At 55.6% G+C, this 20,599-nt stretch carries 23 protein-coding genes, 6 tRNA genes and 1 pseudogene; 27 read left to right on the top strand and 3 right to left on the bottom strand.

Features of this window, described 5'->3' with window-relative positions:
* The 11 genes from MOST_RS03925 (at position 1) to MOST_RS03975 (ending at position 7,589) form a co-directional block, all read left to right on the top strand.
* Positions 1 to 1,617 (top strand): Na/Pi cotransporter family protein, encoded by a 1,617-nt coding sequence (locus MOST_RS03925; RefSeq protein ID WP_161952795.1) that lies wholly within the window; start codon positions 1 to 3, stop codon positions 1,615 to 1,617.
* 72 nt (positions 1,618 to 1,689) lie between these two features.
* Complete coding sequence (gene speE / locus MOST_RS03930; protein ID WP_054935773.1) at positions 1,690 to 2,541, top strand: polyamine aminopropyltransferase; 852 nt, start codon at positions 1,690 to 1,692, stop codon at positions 2,539 to 2,541.
* 91 nt (positions 2,542 to 2,632) lie between these two features.
* A complete protein-coding gene (gene speB, locus MOST_RS03935) occupies positions 2,633 to 3,490 on the top strand; it encodes an agmatinase (protein WP_422879868.1) in 858 nt (285 codons plus the stop codon).
* 74 nt (positions 3,491 to 3,564) lie between these two features.
* A tRNA-Val gene (locus MOST_RS03940) sits at positions 3,565 to 3,639 on the top strand.
* Positions 3,640 to 3,644: 5 nt separating this feature from the next.
* Positions 3,645 to 3,721, top strand: a tRNA-Asp gene (locus MOST_RS03945).
* A 5-nt stretch (positions 3,722 to 3,726) separates the two neighbouring features.
* Positions 3,727 to 3,802, top strand: a tRNA-Phe gene (locus tag MOST_RS03950).
* Between the two features lie 109 nt (positions 3,803 to 3,911).
* Positions 3,912 to 5,060, top strand: coding sequence for a M24 family metallopeptidase (locus MOST_RS03955; protein ID WP_054935725.1), 1,149 nt, complete (start codon positions 3,912 to 3,914; stop codon positions 5,058 to 5,060).
* Between the two features lie 334 nt (positions 5,061 to 5,394).
* Positions 5,395 to 6,315, top strand: coding sequence for a helix-turn-helix domain-containing protein (locus tag MOST_RS03960; RefSeq protein WP_054935726.1), 921 nt, complete (start codon positions 5,395 to 5,397; stop codon positions 6,313 to 6,315).
* A gap of 289 nt (positions 6,316 to 6,604) precedes the next feature.
* Complete coding sequence (locus MOST_RS03965; protein WP_245909659.1) at positions 6,605 to 7,321, top strand: potassium channel family protein; 717 nt, start codon at positions 6,605 to 6,607, stop codon at positions 7,319 to 7,321.
* A gap of 105 nt (positions 7,322 to 7,426) precedes the next feature.
* Positions 7,427 to 7,501: transfer RNA gene (locus tag MOST_RS03970), tRNA-Gly, on the top strand.
* A 12-nt stretch (positions 7,502 to 7,513) separates the two neighbouring features.
* Positions 7,514 to 7,589, top strand: a tRNA-Cys gene (locus MOST_RS03975).
* A 123-nt stretch (positions 7,590 to 7,712) separates the two neighbouring features.
* On the opposite strand, the gene MOST_RS03980 is transcribed toward MOST_RS03975, so the two are convergent.
* A complete protein-coding gene (locus MOST_RS03980) occupies positions 7,713 to 7,928 on the bottom strand; it encodes a hypothetical protein (RefSeq protein ID WP_054935728.1) in 216 nt (71 codons plus the stop codon).
* Between the two features lie 56 nt (positions 7,929 to 7,984).
* On the opposite strand from MOST_RS03980, the gene MOST_RS03985 reads away from it, so the two are divergent.
* The 6 genes from MOST_RS03985 (at position 7,985) to MOST_RS04010 (ending at position 10,179) form a co-directional block, all read left to right on the top strand.
* Positions 7,985 to 8,407 carry a PaaI family thioesterase gene (locus tag MOST_RS03985; RefSeq protein WP_054935729.1) on the top strand — a complete coding sequence of 141 codons (423 nt, stop codon included), beginning with the start codon at positions 7,985 to 7,987 and terminating at the stop codon, positions 8,405 to 8,407.
* 141 nt (positions 8,408 to 8,548) lie between these two features.
* Positions 8,549 to 8,637: transfer RNA gene (locus MOST_RS03990), tRNA-Leu, on the top strand.
* Between the two features lie 280 nt (positions 8,638 to 8,917).
* Positions 8,918 to 9,040, top strand: a complete 123-nt coding sequence (locus tag MOST_RS18420; RefSeq protein WP_244266973.1) for a DUF1659 domain-containing protein — start codon at positions 8,918 to 8,920, stop codon at positions 9,038 to 9,040.
* A gap of 195 nt (positions 9,041 to 9,235) precedes the next feature.
* The gene (locus tag MOST_RS04000; protein ID WP_054935731.1) at positions 9,236 to 9,619 is read left to right on the top strand and encodes a nucleotidyltransferase family protein; all 384 of its coding nucleotides are present in this window, start codon (positions 9,236 to 9,238) and stop codon (positions 9,617 to 9,619) included.
* Positions 9,620 to 9,729: 110 nt separating this feature from the next.
* Entirely contained in the window at positions 9,730 to 9,954 is a 225-nt protein-coding gene (locus MOST_RS17055; protein WP_054935732.1) for a hypothetical protein, read from the top strand.
* A 12-nt stretch (positions 9,955 to 9,966) separates the two neighbouring features.
* Positions 9,967 to 10,179, top strand: a complete 213-nt coding sequence (locus MOST_RS04010; RefSeq protein ID WP_054935733.1) for a hypothetical protein — start codon at positions 9,967 to 9,969, stop codon at positions 10,177 to 10,179.
* 234 nt (positions 10,180 to 10,413) lie between these two features.
* Here the strand turns inward: MOST_RS04010 and MOST_RS04015 are convergent, their stop codons facing one another.
* Positions 10,414 to 10,644, bottom strand: a complete 231-nt coding sequence (locus MOST_RS04015) for a DUF1657 domain-containing protein (RefSeq protein ID WP_054935734.1) — start codon at positions 10,642 to 10,644, stop codon at positions 10,414 to 10,416.
* Positions 10,645 to 10,882: 238 nt separating this feature from the next.
* Here MOST_RS04015 and MOST_RS04020 point away from each other — a divergent pair, with 238 nt between their 5' ends.
* The 6 genes and pseudogenes from MOST_RS04020 to nadE all read left to right on the top strand — a co-directional run bounded on the left by MOST_RS04020 (position 10,883) and on the right by nadE (position 15,891).
* The gene (locus MOST_RS04020; protein WP_054935735.1) at positions 10,883 to 12,271 is read left to right on the top strand and encodes a radical SAM/SPASM domain-containing protein; all 1,389 of its coding nucleotides are present in this window, start codon (positions 10,883 to 10,885) and stop codon (positions 12,269 to 12,271) included.
* Between the two features lie 121 nt (positions 12,272 to 12,392).
* A complete protein-coding gene (locus tag MOST_RS04025; RefSeq protein WP_083476472.1) occupies positions 12,393 to 13,748 on the top strand; it encodes an aspartate aminotransferase family protein in 1,356 nt (451 codons plus the stop codon).
* Positions 13,749 to 13,916: 168 nt separating this feature from the next.
* Positions 13,917 to 14,102, top strand: a pseudogene (locus MOST_RS04030) (glutaredoxin family protein); the annotation flags it as partial.
* A 118-nt stretch (positions 14,103 to 14,220) separates the two neighbouring features.
* On the top strand, positions 14,221 to 14,421 hold the full coding sequence (locus tag MOST_RS04035; protein WP_054935738.1) for a hypothetical protein: 201 nt from the start codon (positions 14,221 to 14,223) through the stop codon (positions 14,419 to 14,421).
* Between the two features lie 13 nt (positions 14,422 to 14,434).
* Complete coding sequence (locus tag MOST_RS04040) at positions 14,435 to 14,782, top strand: spore coat protein (RefSeq protein ID WP_054935739.1); 348 nt, start codon at positions 14,435 to 14,437, stop codon at positions 14,780 to 14,782.
* A 380-nt stretch (positions 14,783 to 15,162) separates the two neighbouring features.
* Complete coding sequence (gene nadE / locus MOST_RS04045; RefSeq protein WP_054935740.1) at positions 15,163 to 15,891, top strand: NAD(+) synthase; 729 nt, start codon at positions 15,163 to 15,165, stop codon at positions 15,889 to 15,891.
* 45 nt (positions 15,892 to 15,936) lie between these two features.
* Here the strand turns inward: nadE and MOST_RS04050 are convergent, their stop codons facing one another.
* The gene (locus MOST_RS04050; RefSeq protein WP_054935741.1) at positions 15,937 to 16,767 is read right to left on the bottom strand and encodes an SDH family Clp fold serine proteinase; all 831 of its coding nucleotides are present in this window, start codon (positions 16,765 to 16,767) and stop codon (positions 15,937 to 15,939) included.
* A 419-nt stretch (positions 16,768 to 17,186) separates the two neighbouring features.
* On the opposite strand from MOST_RS04050, the gene MOST_RS04055 reads away from it, so the two are divergent.
* From MOST_RS04055 to MOST_RS04070, 4 genes are all read left to right on the top strand, one after another.
* A complete protein-coding gene (locus tag MOST_RS04055; RefSeq protein ID WP_054935742.1) occupies positions 17,187 to 17,996 on the top strand; it encodes an IclR family transcriptional regulator in 810 nt (269 codons plus the stop codon).
* Complete coding sequence (locus MOST_RS04060) at positions 17,980 to 18,792, top strand: nicotinate-nucleotide diphosphorylase (RefSeq protein ID WP_106007035.1); 813 nt, start codon at positions 17,980 to 17,982, stop codon at positions 18,790 to 18,792. The genes MOST_RS04055 and MOST_RS04060 overlap by 17 nt, the downstream gene beginning before the upstream one ends.
* 116 nt (positions 18,793 to 18,908) lie before the next feature.
* Complete coding sequence (locus MOST_RS04065) at positions 18,909 to 19,829, top strand: molybdopterin-binding protein (protein ID WP_054935744.1); 921 nt, start codon at positions 18,909 to 18,911, stop codon at positions 19,827 to 19,829.
* Positions 19,804 to 20,577, top strand: coding sequence for a 2-keto-4-pentenoate hydratase (locus MOST_RS04070; protein ID WP_054935745.1), 774 nt, complete (start codon positions 19,804 to 19,806; stop codon positions 20,575 to 20,577). Before MOST_RS04065 ends, MOST_RS04070 begins: the two co-directional genes overlap by 26 nt.
* The last annotated feature ends 22 nt before the right edge of the window (positions 20,578 to 20,599 follow it).

Genomic DNA, 20,599 nt, shown 5'->3' on the forward strand with positions numbered 1-20,599 from the left:
TTGAGCACGTTGTTTTTCACCATCGCCACCGGGCTGGCAGGGGGGCTGGCCCTTTTCCTTTTCGGGATGCACCTCATCAGCACCGGCCTGCAAAAAGCGGCAGCCCGCCAGGTGCAGCAACTCCTGGGGGCAGTAACGAAAAACCGCTTTTTTGGCATGCTGGCCGGGCTGGTGGTGACCATTTTCCTCCAGACCAGTGCCGTCACCACAGTGCTGCTGGTGGGTTTTGTCAGCGCGGGACTCATGAGCCTAGGCCAGGCCCTGGGGGTCATCCTGGGGGCGGCCATTGGCTCTACCCTTACGGCCCAGCTCATTGCCCTGCGCCTCAGCGACTACGCCCTCTGGGCCGTGGTCGCCGGCCTCATCCCTTATCTTTTTGCCAGGCGCCTGCGCTGGCACCACTTGGGCCAGGCCGTCCTCGGTTTCGGCCTTATTTTTTACGGTGCGGCCCTCATGGGTACGGCCGTAGCACCCTTAAATACCCTGCCCGGCTTTGTGAGTACCTTGAGCCCCCTGGCAGACCACCCCTGGGTAATGATGCTGGCAGCGACCCTTTTTACCGGCATTGTCCAGGCCAGCGCGGCGACGGTGGTCCTGGCCATGACCCTGGCCGCCCAGGGAGCCCTGCCCCTGGAACCGGCTCTGGCCATGGTCCTGGGAGCCAACCTGGGCACCACGGCTACGGCCCTCATTTCCAGCATTGCCCTTTCCCGGGAAGCCAAAAGGGTGGCCCTGGCCCATTTCTTTTTTAAGCTGGCCGGTGTCCTCCTCTTTTTACCCTTCCTGGGACTGTACAGCCATTTATCCCGGCTGACATCCCCGGATATTGCCCACCAGGTGGCCAACGGCCACACCCTTTTCAATATTATTAACATGCTCGTCTTTCTTCCCTTTACTCCGTGGGTGGGCCGCCTTATGGAAAGGATCCTCCCCGACGCCCCCGAGGAAGAAAAGGTGGCCAAATACCTGGATACAAAAGTCCTGGATATACCCGAATTGGCCCTGGCCCGGGCGACCCAGGAGCTTTTACGCATGGCCGGCCTCATCCGGGAAGAAATGTTTCCCCGGGTGATGCAGCCCCTGGCCGAGCGGGAGGTTGAGTTGCTGGAAAAGCTGCGCGGCCTGGATAATATCCTTGACTATCTCTACCGGGCGGTGGCCAGGTACCTCGCCCAGTTGAACCAGGGTAACCTTACCGACGACCAGCTAGTGGCCCAGACCAGACTCCTCTATATAGCCAATGACCTGGAGCATATTGGCGACGTGGTCGTGGAAATGGCCCACCAGTGGCGGAAAATCGAAGCCAGCGGGGTGGAATTTTCCCCTGCGGGGCAGGCTGAACTCCAGGAGATGTTCAATAAAGTTAAAGAGAACTTTACGACGGTCATCCAGGCCTTTGCTACCGGTGACGAAGCCATGGCCGCCAGGGTCATAAAGGGTCATCCCGAGATCTTACGCCTGGAAAAGAACCTGCGTTACTCCCATTTCCAGCGCCTGCAGCAGGAAAACCGCCTGAGTCTAGAAACCACGTCCGTTCACATGGACCTTATTAACCAGCTCCTGCGTCTCAACATCCATAACGTCAGTATAGCCCAGGCGGTCATGGGCATTATTTAACTGGCAGGCCTTGAGGTGAAGGTATTTTTTTGCTATGATAGCTTTCTGGATAAAAGGAAGGAGTTGTTGACTTTGCAAGGCATCTGGTTTTCCGAACTACAAACCCCCGGGCTGGCCATATCTGTCAAGCTGAAAAAAACCCTGCACCATGAAAAAACGCCCTACCAGGACCTGGCCGTGGTGGAAACGGAGTCTTACGGGCGCATGTTGCTCCTGGATAACATCATCCAGACAACCGTTGGCGATGAATTCTTTTACCACGAGATGATCGCCCACGTACCTTTAAATACCCACCCCAATCCCCGCACAGCCCTGGTCATTGGCGGCGGTGACGGCGGCGTTATCCGGGAGATTATCAAACATCCCAGCATTGAAAAGGCTACCCTGGTGGAGATTGACGCCCGGGTGGTGGCTAACGCCCGGGAATACCTGCCGGAGATTTCCTGCGGCCTGGATGATGCCCGGGTGGAGATCCGCTTTGAAGACGGCATCGAGCACGTCCGCCAGATGGAAAATACCTATGACGTGATTATCGTTGATTCTACTGATCCCATTGGCCCGGCGGTAGGTCTCTTCAGTGCCGAGTTTTACCGTAACGTTTACCGGGCACTAAAGCCGGACGGGCTCTTTGTCGCCCAGACCGAGTCCCCCCTCTTTAACGGCAGGCTCATCCGCCGCATCCAGCGCGACCTGGCGGAGATATTCCCCATTGCCCGCCTGTACCTGGGAACGGTACCCACTTACCCCGGCGGCCTCTGGAGCTTCAGCCTGGGGAGCAAGGAATATGATCCCCTGGAGGTCGACTGGAAAAAGGCACCCCAGCTGGTGACCCGCTACTACACCCCGGCTATTCACCAGGGGGCTTTTGCCCTGCCCCCCTTCGTCCAGGAGATTCTAGAAAAGCGGGACGAAGAGGAGTTTTAGGTGGGCCCCTCTCTGCAGGGTTCCGCGCCCAGTGCCGGCCAGGTAATATAGTTATGTAAAAATGGTTGAAACGGAGGAAACAATTCAAGTGCTGGCAGGTTATGTAAAAAACCAGGGCTTCCTGGCCAGCGGCGATAATTATGAGGCCGCCCGGGTGGTCCTGGCGGGCATCCCCTTTGACGCTACCACCAGCTTTCGCCCCGGCGCCCGCTGGGCCCCCCAGGCCATTCGTGCCGTGTCCGAAGTCCTGGAGGAATACAGCCCTTACCTGCAGCGAGAACTGGGGCAGGTGCCTTTTTACGACGCCGGTGACCTTGACCTGGTACCGGGCCGGCTGGAGGCCAACCTGGAACGTATGGAGGCTGCTGCTGCCGCCCTTTTCCAGGACAAAAAGATCCCCCTTTTTCTGGGGGGTGAACACCTGGTGAGCTACCCCCTCATCCGGGCGGCCCGCCGCCGCTACCCCAATCTTGCTGTCCTCCACTTTGACGCCCATGCCGATTTAAGGGAGGAATACCTGGGGGAAAGGCTTTCCCATGCCACCGTCATGCGCCTGGCGGCGGAGGAAATTGGCCCGGGCAACCTTTACCAGTTTGGCATTCGTTCCGGCACCTGGGGCGAATTCGCCTATGGCCAGGAAGAAACCAACTTTTTTATGGATGTCATCACTACCCCCCTGGAAAAGCTGGTGCCCGAACTGGGCTCCCGCCCCCTTTATGTCAGCATAGATATTGACGTCGTGGACCCTGCCTTCGCCCCCGGCACCGGTACCCCCGAACCGGGGGGCTGCCCACCCCGGGAGATCCTGCAGGCCATTTACCTGTTGCGGGAGGCCAACGTGGTGGCCTTCGACCTGGTGGAGGTCTGCCCGGCCTACGACCAGGGTAATATTACCGCCATCCTGGCGGCCAAAATCGTCCGCGAGGCCATCCTTGCCTGGGGAAGGTAAAATAACTGAGGGAGAAAATATATTTGACTTCGGGGGAGTACCATGCTATAATATCTTACGCGACAGGTACATGAGGGCGGTTAGCTCAGCGGGAGAGCACCTGCCTTACAAGCAGGGGGTCGGCAGTTCAATCCTGCCACTGCCCACCAGAAGAGGAGCCGTAGTGTAGCGGTTTAACATGTCGGCCTGTCACGCCGAAGATCGCGGGTTCAAATCCCGTCGGCTCCGCCAGACATGCCTCGGTAGCTCAGTTGGTAGAGCAGAGGACTGAAAATCCTCGTGTCGGCGGTTCGATTCCGCCCTGAGGCACCAGCACGGAAGGCCTGGAAGAAACCAGGCCTTTTCTATTATCCCGGTGGTTGCCAGGAGCATTTTCGTGGCTTAGAATAAGAATTAGAAAGGTTAATCATGGAGGCTGACAATGACCACTGAATACCAAGAGCGTCTCAAGCGTTTCCAGGAAGCCCTGCAGGCCCGGGAATTAGATGGCGCCCTTATTTTCCAGGCTGCCGACCTGTATTACCTGAGCGGTACGGCCCAGAGCTGCCACCTGTTTGTCCCGGCGATGGGAGAACCCTTGCTCCTGGCCTACCGGGATACCACCCGGGCGCAGGCGGAGGCTGCCTTAAATCAGGTACTGCCCCTTAGCAGCTTTAAAGAAATACCAGGGCTAATAGCAGGGGCCGGCTGGAGCGGGCTTAAGCGGTTGGGTTTAGAAATGGACGTCATCCCTTTAAGCCTGTTCCGGCGCTACCAGGAGCTTTTCCCGGACTGCCAGTGGGTGGACATAAGTCAAATATTGCGGTCCCAGCGCATGGTCAAGTCCGGCCAGGAACTGGAGGCCCTGCGGTATGCAGCGGACAGGCACGCCGAGGTCTTCAAGTACATAAGTAGCGTAATAAGGCCGGGGATGACGGAACTGGAAATTGCCGCCGAGTTTGAAGGTTACGCCCGCCGCCTGGGCCACCAGGGTACGAAACGTTTCCGTGGCCAGGAGCAGGGAATGATACCGGGCATTGTGGCGGCCGGGGCCAATGCAGCCCTGGCTTCCTGTTTCGACATTCCCCTGGCCGGCCGCGGCCTAACACCCCTTTACCCCCTTGGTCCCAGCCGGCACCGCTGGGAAGCAGGAGAACCCCTGCTCATTGACTACGCCGGCGTGTATGGCGATTATACCGTCGACCAGACGCGGATTTACCTGGACGAAGACGTAGCACCTGTTTTGCAGAAAGCCCAGGAAGTAGCCATGGAAATAGCAGCCAGGGTGGCGGAGAAGGCCAGGCCTGGGGTAATGGCAGGCGAACTTTATGACCTGGCCGTAACTATGGCCAGCCGGGCCGGGCTGGGCGAACATTTTATGGGTCATGGCCGCCAGGTGAGTTATATTGGCCACGGCATCGGGCTGGAATTGAACGAGTGGCCGGTGATTGCCAGGGGGGATAAGACCGTCCTGGCAACCGGTATGGTCTTTGCCCTGGAGCCCAAATTTGTCTTCCCGGGCCAGGGCAGCGCCGGGGTAGAGGATACGTATGCGGTCACTGAAAATGGAGCCGTAAAGCTTACTTATTAGCGGGAGTACATTTATTAGGGCGGCTAACCAGGCCGCCTTTATAAGATTTTTTAGCCAATCCCTTTGAATATTTCTACCACCAGGACCGGCGTGCCTGCACATTTTTAGGAATCAGGAGCTGGCGGCGGTTGAGAAAACAACATAATCCTCATAAGTAAGTCCCCCGGCGGCAGCTATCTCCTAATGTGCCAGGCTCATAATTAAACCCTCCTTTTCTGGTTCATTATACCATTAAAAATTTTTAAGGCTATAGAAGGCATTAAGCGAATTTTATCTAAAGGATCTTTTGCTGGCCCGCCTGACAGAGGTGGGCTTACGAAGCAGGAGGAATCAAATGGACCGCAATTGCCAGAAAGTTATTGATGCCCGTCTCAACTTAGCAAAACTTGAGCTCCAGGTGGCCCTTCTGGCCCGGGCCGGTTTAAAGCGCTGGGAGATAGCAACGGCTCTGACAATCCAGCAGGGTACAGTTAAATCCCAGCTGGAAAGAGTGGCCGCCAAGTTCGGCTCCGGTTGGAAATACAGGACGGATATCATCTGGCCGGAACTGGAAGAAGACGTGCGGCAGGCAGTACAGGCCTTGAAGGAGCAGGGTAGTAATAGTAGCCTTACCCGGGAGGGAACGGAAGTCATCATTACCGGCCAGGATGGTAGCCAGGGCGCTGGCGGGGAAATAGCTGCTACTGCCGTCCAGCAGGTTATTAGCTTTAATTCTGCCCGCCGGGCTATGGAAGGTGATCTCTCTCCCCATGAGGCCGCCATCCTCCAGCTCCAGGGCCTACCTTCAAAAGCAGGCAGCACCTACCTGCATCAGGCCCGGGCCGTCCAGTGGCAGCTACTTCTCCTTGGTGAAGGCCGTGTTTTGCATGTGGGCGCCGCCGCCCGCTTCTGGATGAAACCGGCCCTGTCGGGCCTTGCCGGCAACAGATATATCCGTTATTTACACAGCGATAATGTAGACGAGCCTTACCGGCCCTGGTGGCTGCCCTATACCACTAATGGCCGCGTCCGGGGTACCCGCGCTGCCTATTACAAAATCGGGGATGCCTCTGACGGCGATTATGTCTGCAATTACCTGGAAGCCTGGCTTGATGGCGAGCTGGGGGATTACGTCGCCCACCTCCACGCCCGGATGCAGCAACGATGGCAGGCTTTAAGCCTGATTGCCCGGACCTCAGGGCGACCTGAACCAATGCCGCCGCCCACCTGGGTTCAGCTCCTCGCAGAGGCCCGCCGGGTCGTGGGGGTAAGTTAAAATGTTTTAAAAACCTGAAGAGCAGCTCCTCCCATGTCACAAGGGGCTGCTTTTGTTTTCCTAGCGGAGTTCGCGCTTTAGTTTTACCGGGCAGTTACGGCGTTTGCCGGCATATTAGGACTTTTTCCCCAGGGTCCGGGCCAGGTCATTAATGGCCACCGTCAAATCATCAAGCTTTTTCTCCTGTCCCGGTCTGTACCTGCAGGCGTAAGGAAGTGACCAGCGGGGTACCGGCCGGTGCAGAAACCAGCCCGGAAAGAATAAAATTTACCAGCGGCAGGAAGCGGGGATGTGGTGGCGAATAGTTATAGCAGAAAGGGGTTGGGTCATGAGGATTGTAGTAGTCGGTGGCGGTAAGGTTGGCTACCAGGTAGCCAAACAGTGTGCCGCCTGGGGTTGTGAAGTAGTGGTGGTGGAAAATGACCAGGAAAAGGGTGAGAAAATTAAGCAGGAACTCGGCCTGCCGGTAGTCATTGGTGACGGTACCAGACCACAGGTTTTGAAAAAGGCCGGAGCTGGAGAGGCTGATATAGTTATTGCTATCACGGATGACGACCAGGATAACCTGGTAATCTGCCAGCTGGCGGAGCGCCAGTTTAAAGCCAGACGTACCCTGGCCCTGGTGAATAATCCGGGCAATGAGAAGCTCTTCCGTTGGCTGGGGGTCAACCAGGTAATTGGCCCGGCGTCCCTTATCCTGGGATTAATCCAGGAAAGGGTGGATATGGATGCGACTACGGCCCTGTGGATGCAGGGCATTAAAGATTTAAAAATGATTCAGTTTAAACTTGGTCCTGATGCCCCTGTCCTGGGGCGGAAAATCAAGGAGATACCATTTCCCAACGAATGTATCCTGGTGACTATTGTCCGGGGTGATACGGCCATTGTCCCCTGTGGCAATACGGTCCTGAAAGCAGGGGACCTGGTCTTTGCCCTCACTAACCCATCTGTCCAGGCGGAACTGGAGTATATCCTGACGGGCAGGAGCGAGAGTGGGGCCGTATAATGGTACCTCTTCCTCCGGTAAGATTATACTTTTGGTTAGCCTGAGTGATCGCGGATGCTTGACAGGACTTTTTGCCCGTGCTATAATCTAACATGCAGTGAGCGAGCGGAAGTAGCTCAGCGGTAGAGCATCGCCTTGCCAAGGCGGGGGTCGCGGGTTCAAATCCCGTTTTCCGCTCCATTTTTTTACCTTGGCGCGGTGGCGAAGTGGCTAACGCCGCGGTCTGCAAAACCGCTATTCGCCGGTTCAAATCCGGCCCGCGCCTCCAGGTTGGTAGGTGGAAGACCATTTTGCCGGTGGGCAAATGGTCTTTTTGTATTATCCAGGTGTTGCCTGCAATTTACGCCTGAACCTGCAGCATCTTACTTCCCAGAAGTTGACATATCAGCAGCTAACTGTTAGGATGGAATTGTTCCTCCTTTTGTTGCTGGAGCAACTTTTCCAGCTCCTCTTCCAGGTCTTCCAATTGCTGGAACATAGCGGGCTTTAAGGAATGGGCAGGGAAACGCCGCTTCAAATCGGCAATTTCCGCCTGCAACTGGTTGATGCGTTCTTGTAAAGTTGCCAGATTAATCCCTCCTTTGTCCTTTATAGCATTAGGAGGCACAGTAATTTTTTCAGGGTAACCCGTTTGCGATTCATTATAGCAGAAGGGGTGGCATTATGGGAGGGGATTTTTCCTGGGCATTAGGTGAACTTGATGCGGAAAAATGGCAGGCCATCGTTCAACCGGACAATCCCTTTGCTGAGTTGATGGGTATAGAAGTAGCCGGAGTAGGGCCGGGGCGGGGCCTAGTACGCTTGAAAGTCCTTCCCAGGCATCTGAATTCCTGGCGGATCCTCCACGGGGGCGTCTATGCTGCCCTGGCCGACCGGGCCATGGGTATTGCCGTGCGTTCTATTGGCAGGCAGGCTGTTACCCTGAACCTGCAGGTTGGTTATTTAAGGCCGGTAGAGGCTGGCCAGGTGGTGGAGTGCCGGGGGATGGTAATCCACAACGGCGAAAAGATAGTAGTAACAGAGGCAAGGATGGCTGTTGCCGGACAGCCGGTGGCAACCGCCGGGGGAATATTTTATGTGAAATAATCCGGTTTTTACCGGGAGATACTGGCGACATCTACTCCAAGGCGCTCAGTAAAATACCGCAGTGTCACCGGCGGGTGACAGGAGAGTTTAAAACTTAGTATTGAATATCCCCACCGTTATATGCTATAATATTTTCTGCCTGCGAGAGTGGCGGAACCGGCAGACGCCCGAGACTTAAAATCTCGTGGACCTTTAGGTCCGTGCGGGTTCAAGTCCCGCCTCTCGCACCAGCTAGAGAATCAGCGGTTTATGGGCTTAACAAATCGACCCATAAATCGTTTTTTATTTTATAGTATCGTGTAGCTAAAGAGAGGAGTATCGGGTAGTTGGGCCAAAAATCTCGTGTATCCAAAATTACACGAAACGCTAGCACCGCCTAGAAAAAGGTGATCTTTTTATGGCTAGGAAAAGAAAATATGAGATAATTGTACCGATTTCCTGGCAGGAAGCCCGCAGACGGGGACCGATACAAACGGACAGCCCGTTTACCGGCTGCGCTCCTACAGCCGGGTGAAACCAGCGGCTACCGACCAGGATGTCTTTGACGTGGCCCAGGCCATCGGTACCCTGCAGGTTAATCCAGTTATCGCCATCAGCCGGTTGAACGAGAACGACCTGGCCGCCGGGTCCTAATACCCGGGCGGAAGCGTGAACGGTGAAGCAAAGCAACAGATAGACAGTTTCTGGCTCCCGCTTACAAGATAACCGGTTCAAGTGGTGGAAAATAACTCCATATATAATTAACCTGTGGTATACTTAAATTACTACATTGCAGGAAAAGAATGAGAAACAAGGCTACATAAAGCTGTTTTAGCAGGGGGCTAAAATATGGGTACCCAACCTGAAGAACTGGCTGCTTATTATGCGAAAAAATACCCTTTGACTTTTACCGACGATTTTTCAAAACCTGACCCCTCCCTAACCGAGCGTTATAAAGAAGCCTGGCAGGTTGCTGCCAGAGCTGCAGCAGTCTTAAAAGAGAAATATGGTGCCCAAAAAGTGGTGGTCTTCGGCTCCCTTGTTGACCGTTCCCGTTTTACCCGCTGGTCCGATATTGACCTGGCGGCCTGGGGCATCCCGGACGAACGGTTTTATGCCGCAGTAGGGGCGGTGACGGGTCTTAGCGAAAAATTTAAAGTTGATCTGGTTGACCCGGAAGACTGCCGCGAATCTTTGCGCAGGGCTATTGCAAGCGAAGGGGTCGAGCTATAATTTTTCAGTATTTGCTTGTGTTTTTAAAAGAGCTATAGCAGATGGCTGTATAGAGGAAGGAAACGTGATATATTTAAAGTAAAGTAATGTGCCAGGGGGGGAAAGTGCCAGTGGGTCTCGAGCAAAGGCTTAATGAGCTGGAAGCAAGGGTAAATAACCTTGAAAGAAAATTTAATACCGAAATGGAAGTGGATTTCTTAAGAAAGGAATTATCTCAACCTGTGGACAGAAGTGCAGAGGATATAGAGCAGGCCTTAAAAATAATAGGTATGGGCGCAGGCCCGCGGGATATGGCGAAAAACTTTCGCCGCTATATTTATGAGGGGAAACAATGAGCAGGGCCGTTTTTGTTCAGCCGCTGGCCGGGTCCCGCCGCGTTCTTGAGGGCGTGGCTAATAGCAACAACCCTCATACACGCGGCGGTGAATTTTATTGTTATCAGAGAAAACAAATTCAGCGTTTTAATTTGGTGCCCAATTGATGCCGGAAGGGTTGAGATGGTGCCGGAATACAAAGCGATTGATAAATATATGCTTTTATTTTTAGGACAGGGCAGATAAACCATGATAGGAAGGACGCATATCTTAGGACTTAAAATCTCGTGGACCTTTAGGTCCGTGCGGGTTCAAGTCCCGACTCTTGCACCATAAATCAAGGTCTGCGGGCCTTTTTTATTTTGGCCTTTAGAGCGTTTTCCCCAGCTTTTTTTCGCATAGTGCGTTGTATTCTTTTCCATCCCGGCATAGGCTATAAATATAAGCCCCCGTGTTAACGGGGGCTATGCTAAAGGGACGCTACTGCATCTTGCCCTGCGCCTGCTGGAAAACCTTGTACTGGGGTTCCTGGCTTTCCAGGTAGTTGACCCGGCCCTTTAAGCCCTGGGCGATATTTTCGATCTGGTTGGCGTAATCGGTAAACTGCTTCTTGGCGTTTTTATCCTGGGTTTCCAGGGCATAGGTTTTCAGATCGGCGGCGGCGCCTTCCAGGCTGGTGAGGGTCTGGTGCATTTTGGTGCCTACAGTCATTTTTTAAAAGCCCTCCTTTGCAGTATTGGTCCCTATCCAGTTGCTAGTTTTGACCCTTAAAGAGAATAATATAAGAAGCAGTTTCTACCCAGAAGGGAACCCTTGACCAGATATGGCCGGAAGCGTATAATAAAAACAAAAATTGGTCTTTTGGGAGTTTTGGGGGGTGGTAGCCGGCGTTGACAGGACGTAAGGGCTACCATTTTGTGTTTATAAAGCTGGAAAGGAGGTCTTGCGCGTGAACCTGGCGGCAACTTATGTGGGGGAAAAGTTGCTGGAGCAGGGGGTTAAATTAATCCTTAATAACCCGGAAAAGAATATTCCCCGCCTGATTGCCGTAGCTGAAAAGCTGGCCCGGGATCCCTATCACCGGGAGATGGTGGCCAATGTTAAGAGAGTTTTAGCGGATAGAAATGGCAACTGGTACCGATTTGCCCAGCGACTACTGACCCAGACCCACCCCAATGTCAGGCAGCGCCTGGCCATGGATTTCTTTGTTAATTCAACCTTTATCGGTGTGCCGCGGCAGAAGGAATGGGCGGCGAAACTCGGTGTCGCCGTACCGTGGGCCATCCTAATGGACCCAACGGAAAAGTGTAATTTGCACTGTCTGGGCTGCTGGGCGGGGGATTACCAGCGGGCGCAAGAACTGGATTTTGCTACCATGGACCGCATTGTTACCGAAGGCGAGAAGCTGGGCATTAATTTTATTGTTCTTTCCGGCGGTGAACCCATGCTGCGCCGCGACGATATTGTCCGGCTGGCAGAGAAGCATCCCGACCAGGTTTTCCACCTCTTTACCAATGGTACTTTAATTGAACAAAAATTTGTCGACGATATGGTCCGCCTGGGTAATATTACGGTAGCCTTAAGCCTGGAAGGTTTTGAGGAAAGAACTGATAGCCGCCGCGGCAAAGGTGTTTTCGCCAAGGTTATGCAGGCCATGGACCTCATGCGGGCCGCCGGGGCCGTCTATGGAGTATCGGTAACCTACAGCCGCAATAATACCGAGGAACTTGGCAGCGACGCCTTTGTTGATATGCTGGTGGACAAAGGAGTTGCCTTTGGCTGGTATTTTACCTATATCCCCATTGGCAAAGACGTGGACCTGGAAATGATGGCCACCCCATCGCAGCGGGCCTGGATGTTTGAGCGTATCCAGTATTTCCGCCGGACCAAACCTATCTTCCTGGTGGACTTCTGGAACGACGGCGAGGCCAGCAACGGCTGTATCGCCGGTGGCCGGCGTTATTTCCATATTAACGCGGCCGGTGAAGTCGAGCCCTGCGCCTTTGTCCACTACAGTACCTGCAATATCAAGGATGTGAGCCTGGTGGAAGCCCTGCAGAACCCCCTTTTCCGGGCCTACCAGAAGCGCCAGCCCTTTAACCAGAACCTGCGCCGTCCCTGCCCCCTCATTGATAACCCGGAAATGCTGCGGGACATTGTGGCCGAGTCGGGTGCCCGCTCAACCCAGTTGCATGATGACGAGACGGCAGCCGAGTTTGCCGCCAAACTGGCTCCCTATGCCCGGGCCTGGGGAGAGGTGGCCGACCGCATCTGGGCGGAAGAAGGAAAAGCTGTGGCCGTAGCGGTGGAAGGGGAAAATTGTTGCCAGACCCATTAGACAGAAAGCGGGTAAAGATGGTAAAATGGCCTTGAGAGAAGGCTCTTGAGGTCATTTTTATTTTCTGGAAAGGTAAGTGAAGAGATTGGCTGAGGAAAAGTTATTTAGCCTGGAAGAGGCCATGGAGTTTTCCCGCCAGGAGACGCGGGAAGTATACCGCCGCTATGCTAATCCCGGCCTGGCGGGCATGCTGGCCCTGCTGGATTTTGACAAGGCCTTTGTCCGGGCGGAGGGGGTTGCCGTCTGGGACAGGGAGGGCAAACGCTACCTGGACTTCCTGGGTGGCTATGGCGCTCTCAATCTAGGCCACAACCCGCCGGAGGTACTGGCCGCCATTAAAAGGGTCATGGGGCGGCCCAATCTCCTCCAGGCCTCTTTGAATCCCCTGGCCGCTGCCCTGGCCCACAACCTGGCCCGGGTGACGCCCGGGGACCTGGAGCGGGTCTTTTTCTGCAACAGCGGCACCGAGGCTGTGGAGGGCGCCCTGAAGCTGGCCCGGGCCGCCACCGGCCGGGAGAAGATCATCTACTGCCGGAATTCCTTCCACGGCAAAAGTTTTGGTTCCCTGTCCGTCACCGGGCGGGAGAAATACCAGCGTCCCTTTGCTCCTTTACTGCCAGGCTGCGAGGCGGTACCCTATGATGACCTGGAGGCCCTGGAGGCCAAACTGGCCGGTGGCGATGTGGCTGCCTTTATCGTCGAGCCCATCCAGGGTGAGGGTGGTGTTATTGTCCCCCACGACGGCTATCTTAAGGGGGCGCGGGACCTCTGCGACCGCTACAGCAGCCTGTTAATCCTCGACGAGATCCAGACGGGCTTTGGCCGGACAGGCTATCTTTTTGCCTGCGAGCATGAGGGTGTGGTACCGGATATCATGTGCCTGGCCAAATCCCTGGGCGGCGGTGTCATGCCCATTGGCGCTTATATTGCCCGGCCGGCTGTCTGGGATAAGGCCTACGGCGGCATGGATAAGGCTTTGCTCCATACTTCCACCTTTGGCGGCAATACCCTGGCGGCGGCTGCCGGCCTGGCGGCCCTGCAGAGCATCCTGGACCAGGACCTGGCGGGTCAGGCGGCAGCCAGAGGGCGCTTCTTCCTGGAGCGGCTGCGGCAGCTTAAAGAGAAATATGGCCTAATTAAAGAAGTCCGCGGCCGGGGTCTCCTCATCGGCCTGGAGTTTAACCAGCCCGTGGGAGGGTGGTTCGACAAACTTACCCGGGGCAAGGTGAATGAGCTGGCCGGGGAATATTTCGGGTCCCTGGTGGCCGGGGAATTGATGAATAAACACCAGGTGATTACGGCTTATACATTGAATAATCCCAATGTTATCCGCCTGGAACCGCCTTTGATTGTCACCGAAGGGGACATTGAACAGGTGCTAGCGGCCCTGGAAGCTATCTTGCACGGGTATGGCTTTATTGGTGTAACTTTAAGCAGCGCCAAAACGGCCCTGGGTTCCCTGTTAAAACGCAAGTAGAGGGTGAAGGAGCGATGCTGTAGCCGTACGTGACTGGCCGGGTTTGCTACAGGTAAAGGCATAAAGCTTGCGGCTTCCTGGCAGACTAAGAAAAAAGTCTCCCGGGAGGTTAGCCTCATGCCAGATAATGTCATCGTCTACACCACTCCAACCTGACCCACCTGCAAGACGGTGAAAGAGTATCTTTCCCAGCAAGGTGTTAACTATGAAGAAAAGGATATCAGCGTGGATGACCGGGCCAGGGAGGAATTGTGCCGGCGTAATGGCGGCCTGGCGGCCGTGCCCACCCTGGTCGTTGACGGCCAGGTAATTGTAGGTTTTGATGAAAACCGCTTAAATAAAATATTTCATTAGAGAAGCCGGGGTACGTGCCCCGGCCTGGTTTTTATTGGTTACCATTTTTATGTATAGGCCCCTGCTGGTGGGGAAAAATGATCCCTGGTAACATAAATATACGGAAGGAGGCCATACCATGGCAGGTTTAACCCAGGCTGAATTAATGCAGCTCCGGGAAAATTTAAGTAACGAATTATTGATGATCCGGAAATTCGGGGCCTACGCGGCCCAGTGCAGCGACCCCCAGTTGAAGCAGGTTCTGAGTTCTGTGCAGCAGGCCCACCAGCGCCACTATAATACCCTGATCCGTCACTTGGGCGGGCAGCATATGATGTAGGGGGGAAAAGGTGATGCCTATACAACGTTTTGACGACAAGACCATGTGCAGCGATTGCCTGGCCAGCGAGAAGCTTTTAACCAGCTGCTATAATACGGCAATTACGGAATGTGCCAGCGACCAGCTGCGGCGGGATTTTATGACCGTTTACCAGGATGAGCAGAACTGCTTGAAGGCTGTGTGGGATGTTATGCATTCAAAAGGGTGGTACCAGCTCAACATGGCCAGCCAGCAGGAGATCAGCCAGCTGCAACAGCTCTTGCAGCAGGAACAAATGCAGCTCCAGCAGGGCGGCATGATGGGAGCCCAGATGGGAATGGCGCCCCAGGTGGGTGGCGGGATACCCCAGTACCGGGTGTAAGTAACAGTTGGGAAATTTAGTAGTCAAGATAAAATTATGGCAGAACATGAAAATTTACCAGGATTAAAGGACGAAAAATGCCTCCGGGTGGGATAGTTACCGGAGGCTATCTTTATACCGGCCCTTGCCGGTCATTCCGGTGCTCATGAACTTGCGGCAGGAATTGGCGTCTCGACGTCGAAAATGGTGATAAAAAGCTTGGGCTTTTTGCTCAAGCGGGTCGCCAGGTGTGGTCACCCGGTGTTCCCGGCAGTGCAGGGGGGTGCTGCCACAAGTGGCAAAGGTGCGTAGCAGCGGGGAGAGGCCCTCAGCCGGCGGCTAAAATCTGCTGCTACCGGCCTGTGGTTGGAGCCGGTTTAGCGGCCCAGGAGGTAAAAAATATGGATGCGGCCAAAATGGTAACGGAACTGGTAGCTTGGTTGCAGGAGGAGGTGCATAGGGCCGGTGCCCGGGGTGCGGTGGTGGGTTTAAGCGGCGGTATTGACTCCGCCGTAGTGGCGGCCCTCTGCCGGCGGGCTTTCCCTGATAATTGCCTGGGGTTGATCATGCCTTGCCACAGCGACCCGGCTGATGCCGGGGATGCCCGGCTGGTGGCCCGGCATCTGGAACTACCGGTGGTTGAGGTGGTACTGGATGGCGTCTACGACCAGCTGGTACTGCTCCTGACGGGAAAACCCTACGCAGCCGGCCGGCGGAGCCTGGCCCTGGCCAACTTAAAGCCGCGCCTCAGGATGATGACCCTCTATTTCCATGCCAACGAGCGCAATTACCTGGTCATTGGCACCGGCAATAGAAGTGAGCTGGCAGTGGGGTACTTTACCAAGTATGGCGACGGCGGTGTGGACCTGCTGCCCCTGGCCAACCTGGTGAAGTCCCAGGTAAGGGAGCTGGCCCGTTACTTAAGACTGCCGGAAAGGATTATTACTAAAGCCCCTTCAGCAGGGCTATGGGCCGGCCAGACTGATGAGGGCGAGATGGGCCTCACCTATGAAGTCCTGGACCATTATCTCCTGACGGGGGAAGCGCCGCCGGCGGCGAAAGAGAAAATAGAGGCCATGACCGCCTGCAGTGCCCACAAAAGGCGGCTGCCCCTGGTACCGCCATTTTAGGCGCCAGTAACCCCGTTAAGCACGCGGCTAATCAGGCTGGGATTTTTAACGCCGCCCCCCGTCGCGGCGGCTGTAGGGCAGGGGCACGTACTGGACCGAAGGCCGGCGTCCGGCCGGCTGGGGATAGAATTCCATGAGCTGGTATATTTCCCGGGGCAAACCGGTTTTCACCGGCAGCCCCATTTTTATTAACTGCTCCACGCCGATGGGATAGTCATGGGTCCAGCGGCCTTCACTTAAAATAGTGGCCAGTTCTTCGGCCTTCTGGCGCTCCATTTTTTCAGCCAGGAGTTCTACCAGGCTCTCCCGCACCTGCCGCATGGCCTTGCGGGCGATATCGCCCAGGATAAGGGTACGGTCGTCAATCTCATTTTTATCCTTTTCTTCGATAACCTTAAGGATCGAGGCCGCCGGGTACTCGCCCAGCTGGGGGTCGACGGGACCCAGGACAGCGTTTTCGTCCATGATGATTTCATCGGCTGCCAGGGCAATGAGGGTGCCGCCGGACATGGCATAGTGGGGTATGTAGACGGTTACCCTGGCCGGGTGTTTCAAAATGGCGTGGGCGATCTGCTCGGCTGCCAGGACCAGGCCGCCGGGAGTATGGAGGACCAGGTCAATGGGCATATCCTCGGGGGTTAGACGAATGGCCCGCAGGAGCTGCTCCGAATCTTCGATATTAATGTAGCGAGTAAGGGGAATGCCCAGGAAACTCAGAGCTTCCTGGCGGTGGATGAGGGTAATAAGACGCGAATTCTTCTTTCTTTCAAAGGTCCGGATGAGGTGCAGGCGGGCGGCTTCGATCCGCCGCTGGTGCAACATGGGTAAAAAGGCCGAGAGCAGGAAGATGATCCAGATGATACTCAGGAAATCCACGGCCGGGGTACCTCCTTCTTATATTGAAGTCAGAAGCAGGAAGTCGGAAATCGGATTGCCTGTACGAATTGGCTGTGCCAGTTCCCGGTTTTAATTTTAAGCCAGGGCAGAATTACTACTCAGGCCAGGTCTGCTACTATTATTCCTTATTACCACCAGTATATGCCAATTCCGTTATTGAGGTACCGGAATTTTCGTCGTTCACTATGGTCAATAAATTTGCGATAATGCCGAACAAATAGGGCTATGGTACAGCAGGAATACCAAAATTAATGGCGAATTTGTTTTAACGTAAGATACAGAACAGCATTTGATAATGCCGGATATAGCCAGCCGGGAGAGGGTAGCATTTGAGGGAGATTTATTGTATACTTAAAACATCGAATTAGGTTCGGCTATATAGAACGGAGGCTGGCATAATGGCAATAAAGGACCAGAATAATGCCTCGCGGATTCGCTCGGTGGCCAAGGCATTAATGATACTTGACCTGCTGGCCGCCAACCAGCGAGATATGTCCCTGGCAGAAATAGCTCGCGCAATGGACCTGCCCAAAAGCACCCTCCATGGTTTGTTAGCGACCATGCGGGATTTTGGATATTTGGAGCAGTCGCCCTTTGACGGCCGCTACCGTCTGGGGGTGCACCTTTTTGAAATCGGCAATATTGTGGCCAATAACTGGGACGTCCGCAAAGTAGCCGGCCCCTATATACAGAAACTGGTAGACGAACTGGGAGAGACAGTCCACCTGGTGATCCTCGATAAGGGGGAAGTACTTTATATTGATAAGCGGGAAAGCCAGCAGTCCCTGCGGATTGTTTCCCAGGTAGGGATGCGCCTGCCGGCCCACTGTACCGGCGTGGGCAAAGTACTGCTGGCCTACCTGCACCCCAGCGAAGTGAAGCGCATCATTGCCACAAAAGGCCTACCCCGCTACACCCGTCATACCATCACCGACCCGCGCCGGCTGGAGGCAGAATTGGAAAAGATCCGGGCGGCAGGGTATGCCGTAGATAATGAGGAAATTATGGACAGTCTCCGTTGCGTTGCTGCTCCGATAAGGGACCATAATGGCAAAGTATGTGCTGCGATTAGCGTAGCTGGCCCGGTGGCGCGGCTGGAAGGGGAGAGGTTCCAGCTGGCCATAGAACTGGTCACCCGGACGGCAGCGGAGATTTCGACCGGGCTGGGTTACCGGCCTGCTGCAGGAAGTGATGCCAGTGGAGCTTAGGGAATATCTCTTTGCCCCCCTGGAGGGGCATACCCTGGCCTTTGCCATCACCGCCCGGGAAAGGGGGATATTCTCCGGGGCAGCCCGGCTACAAGAGCTGGCCGGTGAGCTGGGACTTAAGGTTACCTGGATAGCCCCCGAGGGTTATGCCCTGGAAACGGGAAGCTGCGTTTTCCGGGGCAGAGGAGGGGCTCAGGAGATTATCCGGGCTGAAGAAATGCTCCTGGGGGTCATCGGTAAGCCCTCCGGGGTGGCCTCGGCGGCGGCTAATTTTGTCCGGCAGGCCAGGGGGCGGATAAAAGTCGTCTGCGGCGCCTGGAAAAAGGTAGCTCCGGAAATAAGGGGCGAGTTGCGCCAGGCCATCGCCACCGGTGGTGCCGGTATCCGCATTACCGATCGCCCCTTTATCTACCTGGATAAAAATTACGTCCGCCTCCTGGGAGGCGTCGAGCCGGCGGTGAGCCGGGCGCGAGCCTATGACCCGGAGCGGGTGATCGCTGTGCAGGTCCGCGGGGAGGGCCGGCCCATCGCTGGTGAAGCGGAGGCGGCAGTAAGGGCCGGGGCAGGAATTATCATGGTAGACACCGGCCGTTTGGAGGACCTGGCAACAGTGGTGACAGCAGCACAGCAAGGCGGCTGGCGGGAAAAAGTAAAACTCGCCTTTGCCGGCGGCGTCACGCCGGCAGGCCTGGAGGAGGTAATTGCCGCCGGGGCGGATATCGTCGATGTCGGCCGGGCCATTATCGATGCGCCGCTGCTAGATTTAAGCCTGGATGTGGAAGGGATTTTTCTATAAACGGAAGCATAACATTTTCCTGTATATTCCAACTCAAGCAAATTATACACCAGCCTGTTGGCATCATATGGCAATCTAAGCCTGGTCAAATACTGTGAGAAGGGGGGGATTACCCCGTGGAATGGGACTTGCTGGAGAAAACGACCTTCTGGATCGATAACATTGAACTAACCGCCGCCGACCTGGGCCAGGTGGCCGCGGCAGCAGCCGCCGCCCTGGAACTACCAGCTCAGGAAGTAATGGTGGTGGACGTCCGGCCGGGCCTGGTGGCCTTTGATATCCTGCGACGCCGGGTGCGGGCGGAAGCAGTAGCCGGCAAGGAGAAGGAAATCTTAAGGCGCCTGGCGGAGCTGCCGGGGGTAACTTTAAGGCCGGGGGCTGCCGTCCATTCCGAAGGGGTCCTGGGGCTCATTGCCCTGGATCCGGGAGAAGCGGCCCGGGTGCTGGCAGAATCAACCCGCATGGCCCGGGGTATCAGCCAGGCTGTTGCCCGGCGAGCCATGGTTTTTGCTTCCGGAGCCGAAGTTATAGCCGGGAAAATCAAAGATACCAATTCACCTTATATTATAGCGGCCCTGGAAAAAGCAGGCTACCAGGCGAGTTTCGGCGGTATCCTGGAGGATGACGCCATAACAGCGGCCAACCGCCTGGAAGGGGCCCTGGAAGAAGGCTATGGATTGCTGATCACCACCGGGGGCGTCGGGGCCGAGGACAAGGACTTCAGCATTGAAGCCATCTTACGCCTGGACCCGGAGGCCTGTACCCCCTGGATCTTGAAGTTTAAACCTGATTATAACCGTCACCATAAAGAAGGGGTACGCATTGCTGTGGGCAGGGTAGGTATAGCTTACCTGGTGGCCCTGCCCGGTCCCCATGAAGAAGCCAGGCTGGGCTGTGACCGGCTGCTTGCAGGCCTGGAACAAGGGCTGGAGACAGGCACCCTGGCAGAATATATAGCCGGCGCTCTACGGGAACGCTGGCGCAACGTAATGAAAGAAGGAGGACATGAACATGGATTACCAGGGCATTGCCACTGAACTCCTGGCAGCAGAAGCCAGCTGCCGGCCCATTGAGCCGCTGACCGCTACTTATCCGGATTTAACGGTAGAGGATGCCTACCGCATCCAGCTGGCCGGCATTGAGATAAAGAAAGCGCGGGGCAGCAAGGTTATTGGTAAAAAGATCGGCCTGACGAGCAAGGCCATGCAGCAACTCCTGGGGGTCAATGAACCCGACTACGGGCACCTGCTGGATAACATGCTACTCCTGGAGGGAGAGCCCTGCCGGCGGGAGGAACTCCTTTTACCGCGGGTGGAGGGGGAACTGGCCTTTATCTTAAAGGACACCCTCAAAGGCCCGGGGGTAACCATTGCCGACGTATTCCGGGCCACGGAAGGCATCATGCCTGCCTTTGAGATTGTCGACAGCCGCATCCGCGACTGGAAGATCAAGCTCCCGGATACCATTGCCGACAACGCCTCCAGCGCCCGCTTGGTCCTGGGTAGCCGCATGGTTCCCATCAAAGACTTGGACCTGCGCCTCATCGGCATGGTGCTGGAGAAGAATGGAGAAGTGGTCAGTAGCGGCGCCGGTGCTGCTGTCTGGGGGCACCCGGCGGCGGCAGTGGCCTGGCTGGCCAATAAACTAGCTGCCTTTGACATCGCCCTGGAGGCCGGCGAAATCATCCTTTCCGGTGCCGTCACGGCAGCTGAAAACGCCAGCGCCGGCGATGTCTTCACCGTTTCTTTCCACGGCCTGGGCAGCCTGAGCCTGAAATTTGTATAGCATGGGCGCTGTTGCTGGCCGG

The sequence above is a fragment of the Neomoorella stamsii genome (assembly GCF_002995805.1).
GTDB lineage: Bacteria > Bacillota > DSM-521 > Neomoorellales > Neomoorellaceae > Neomoorella > Neomoorella stamsii.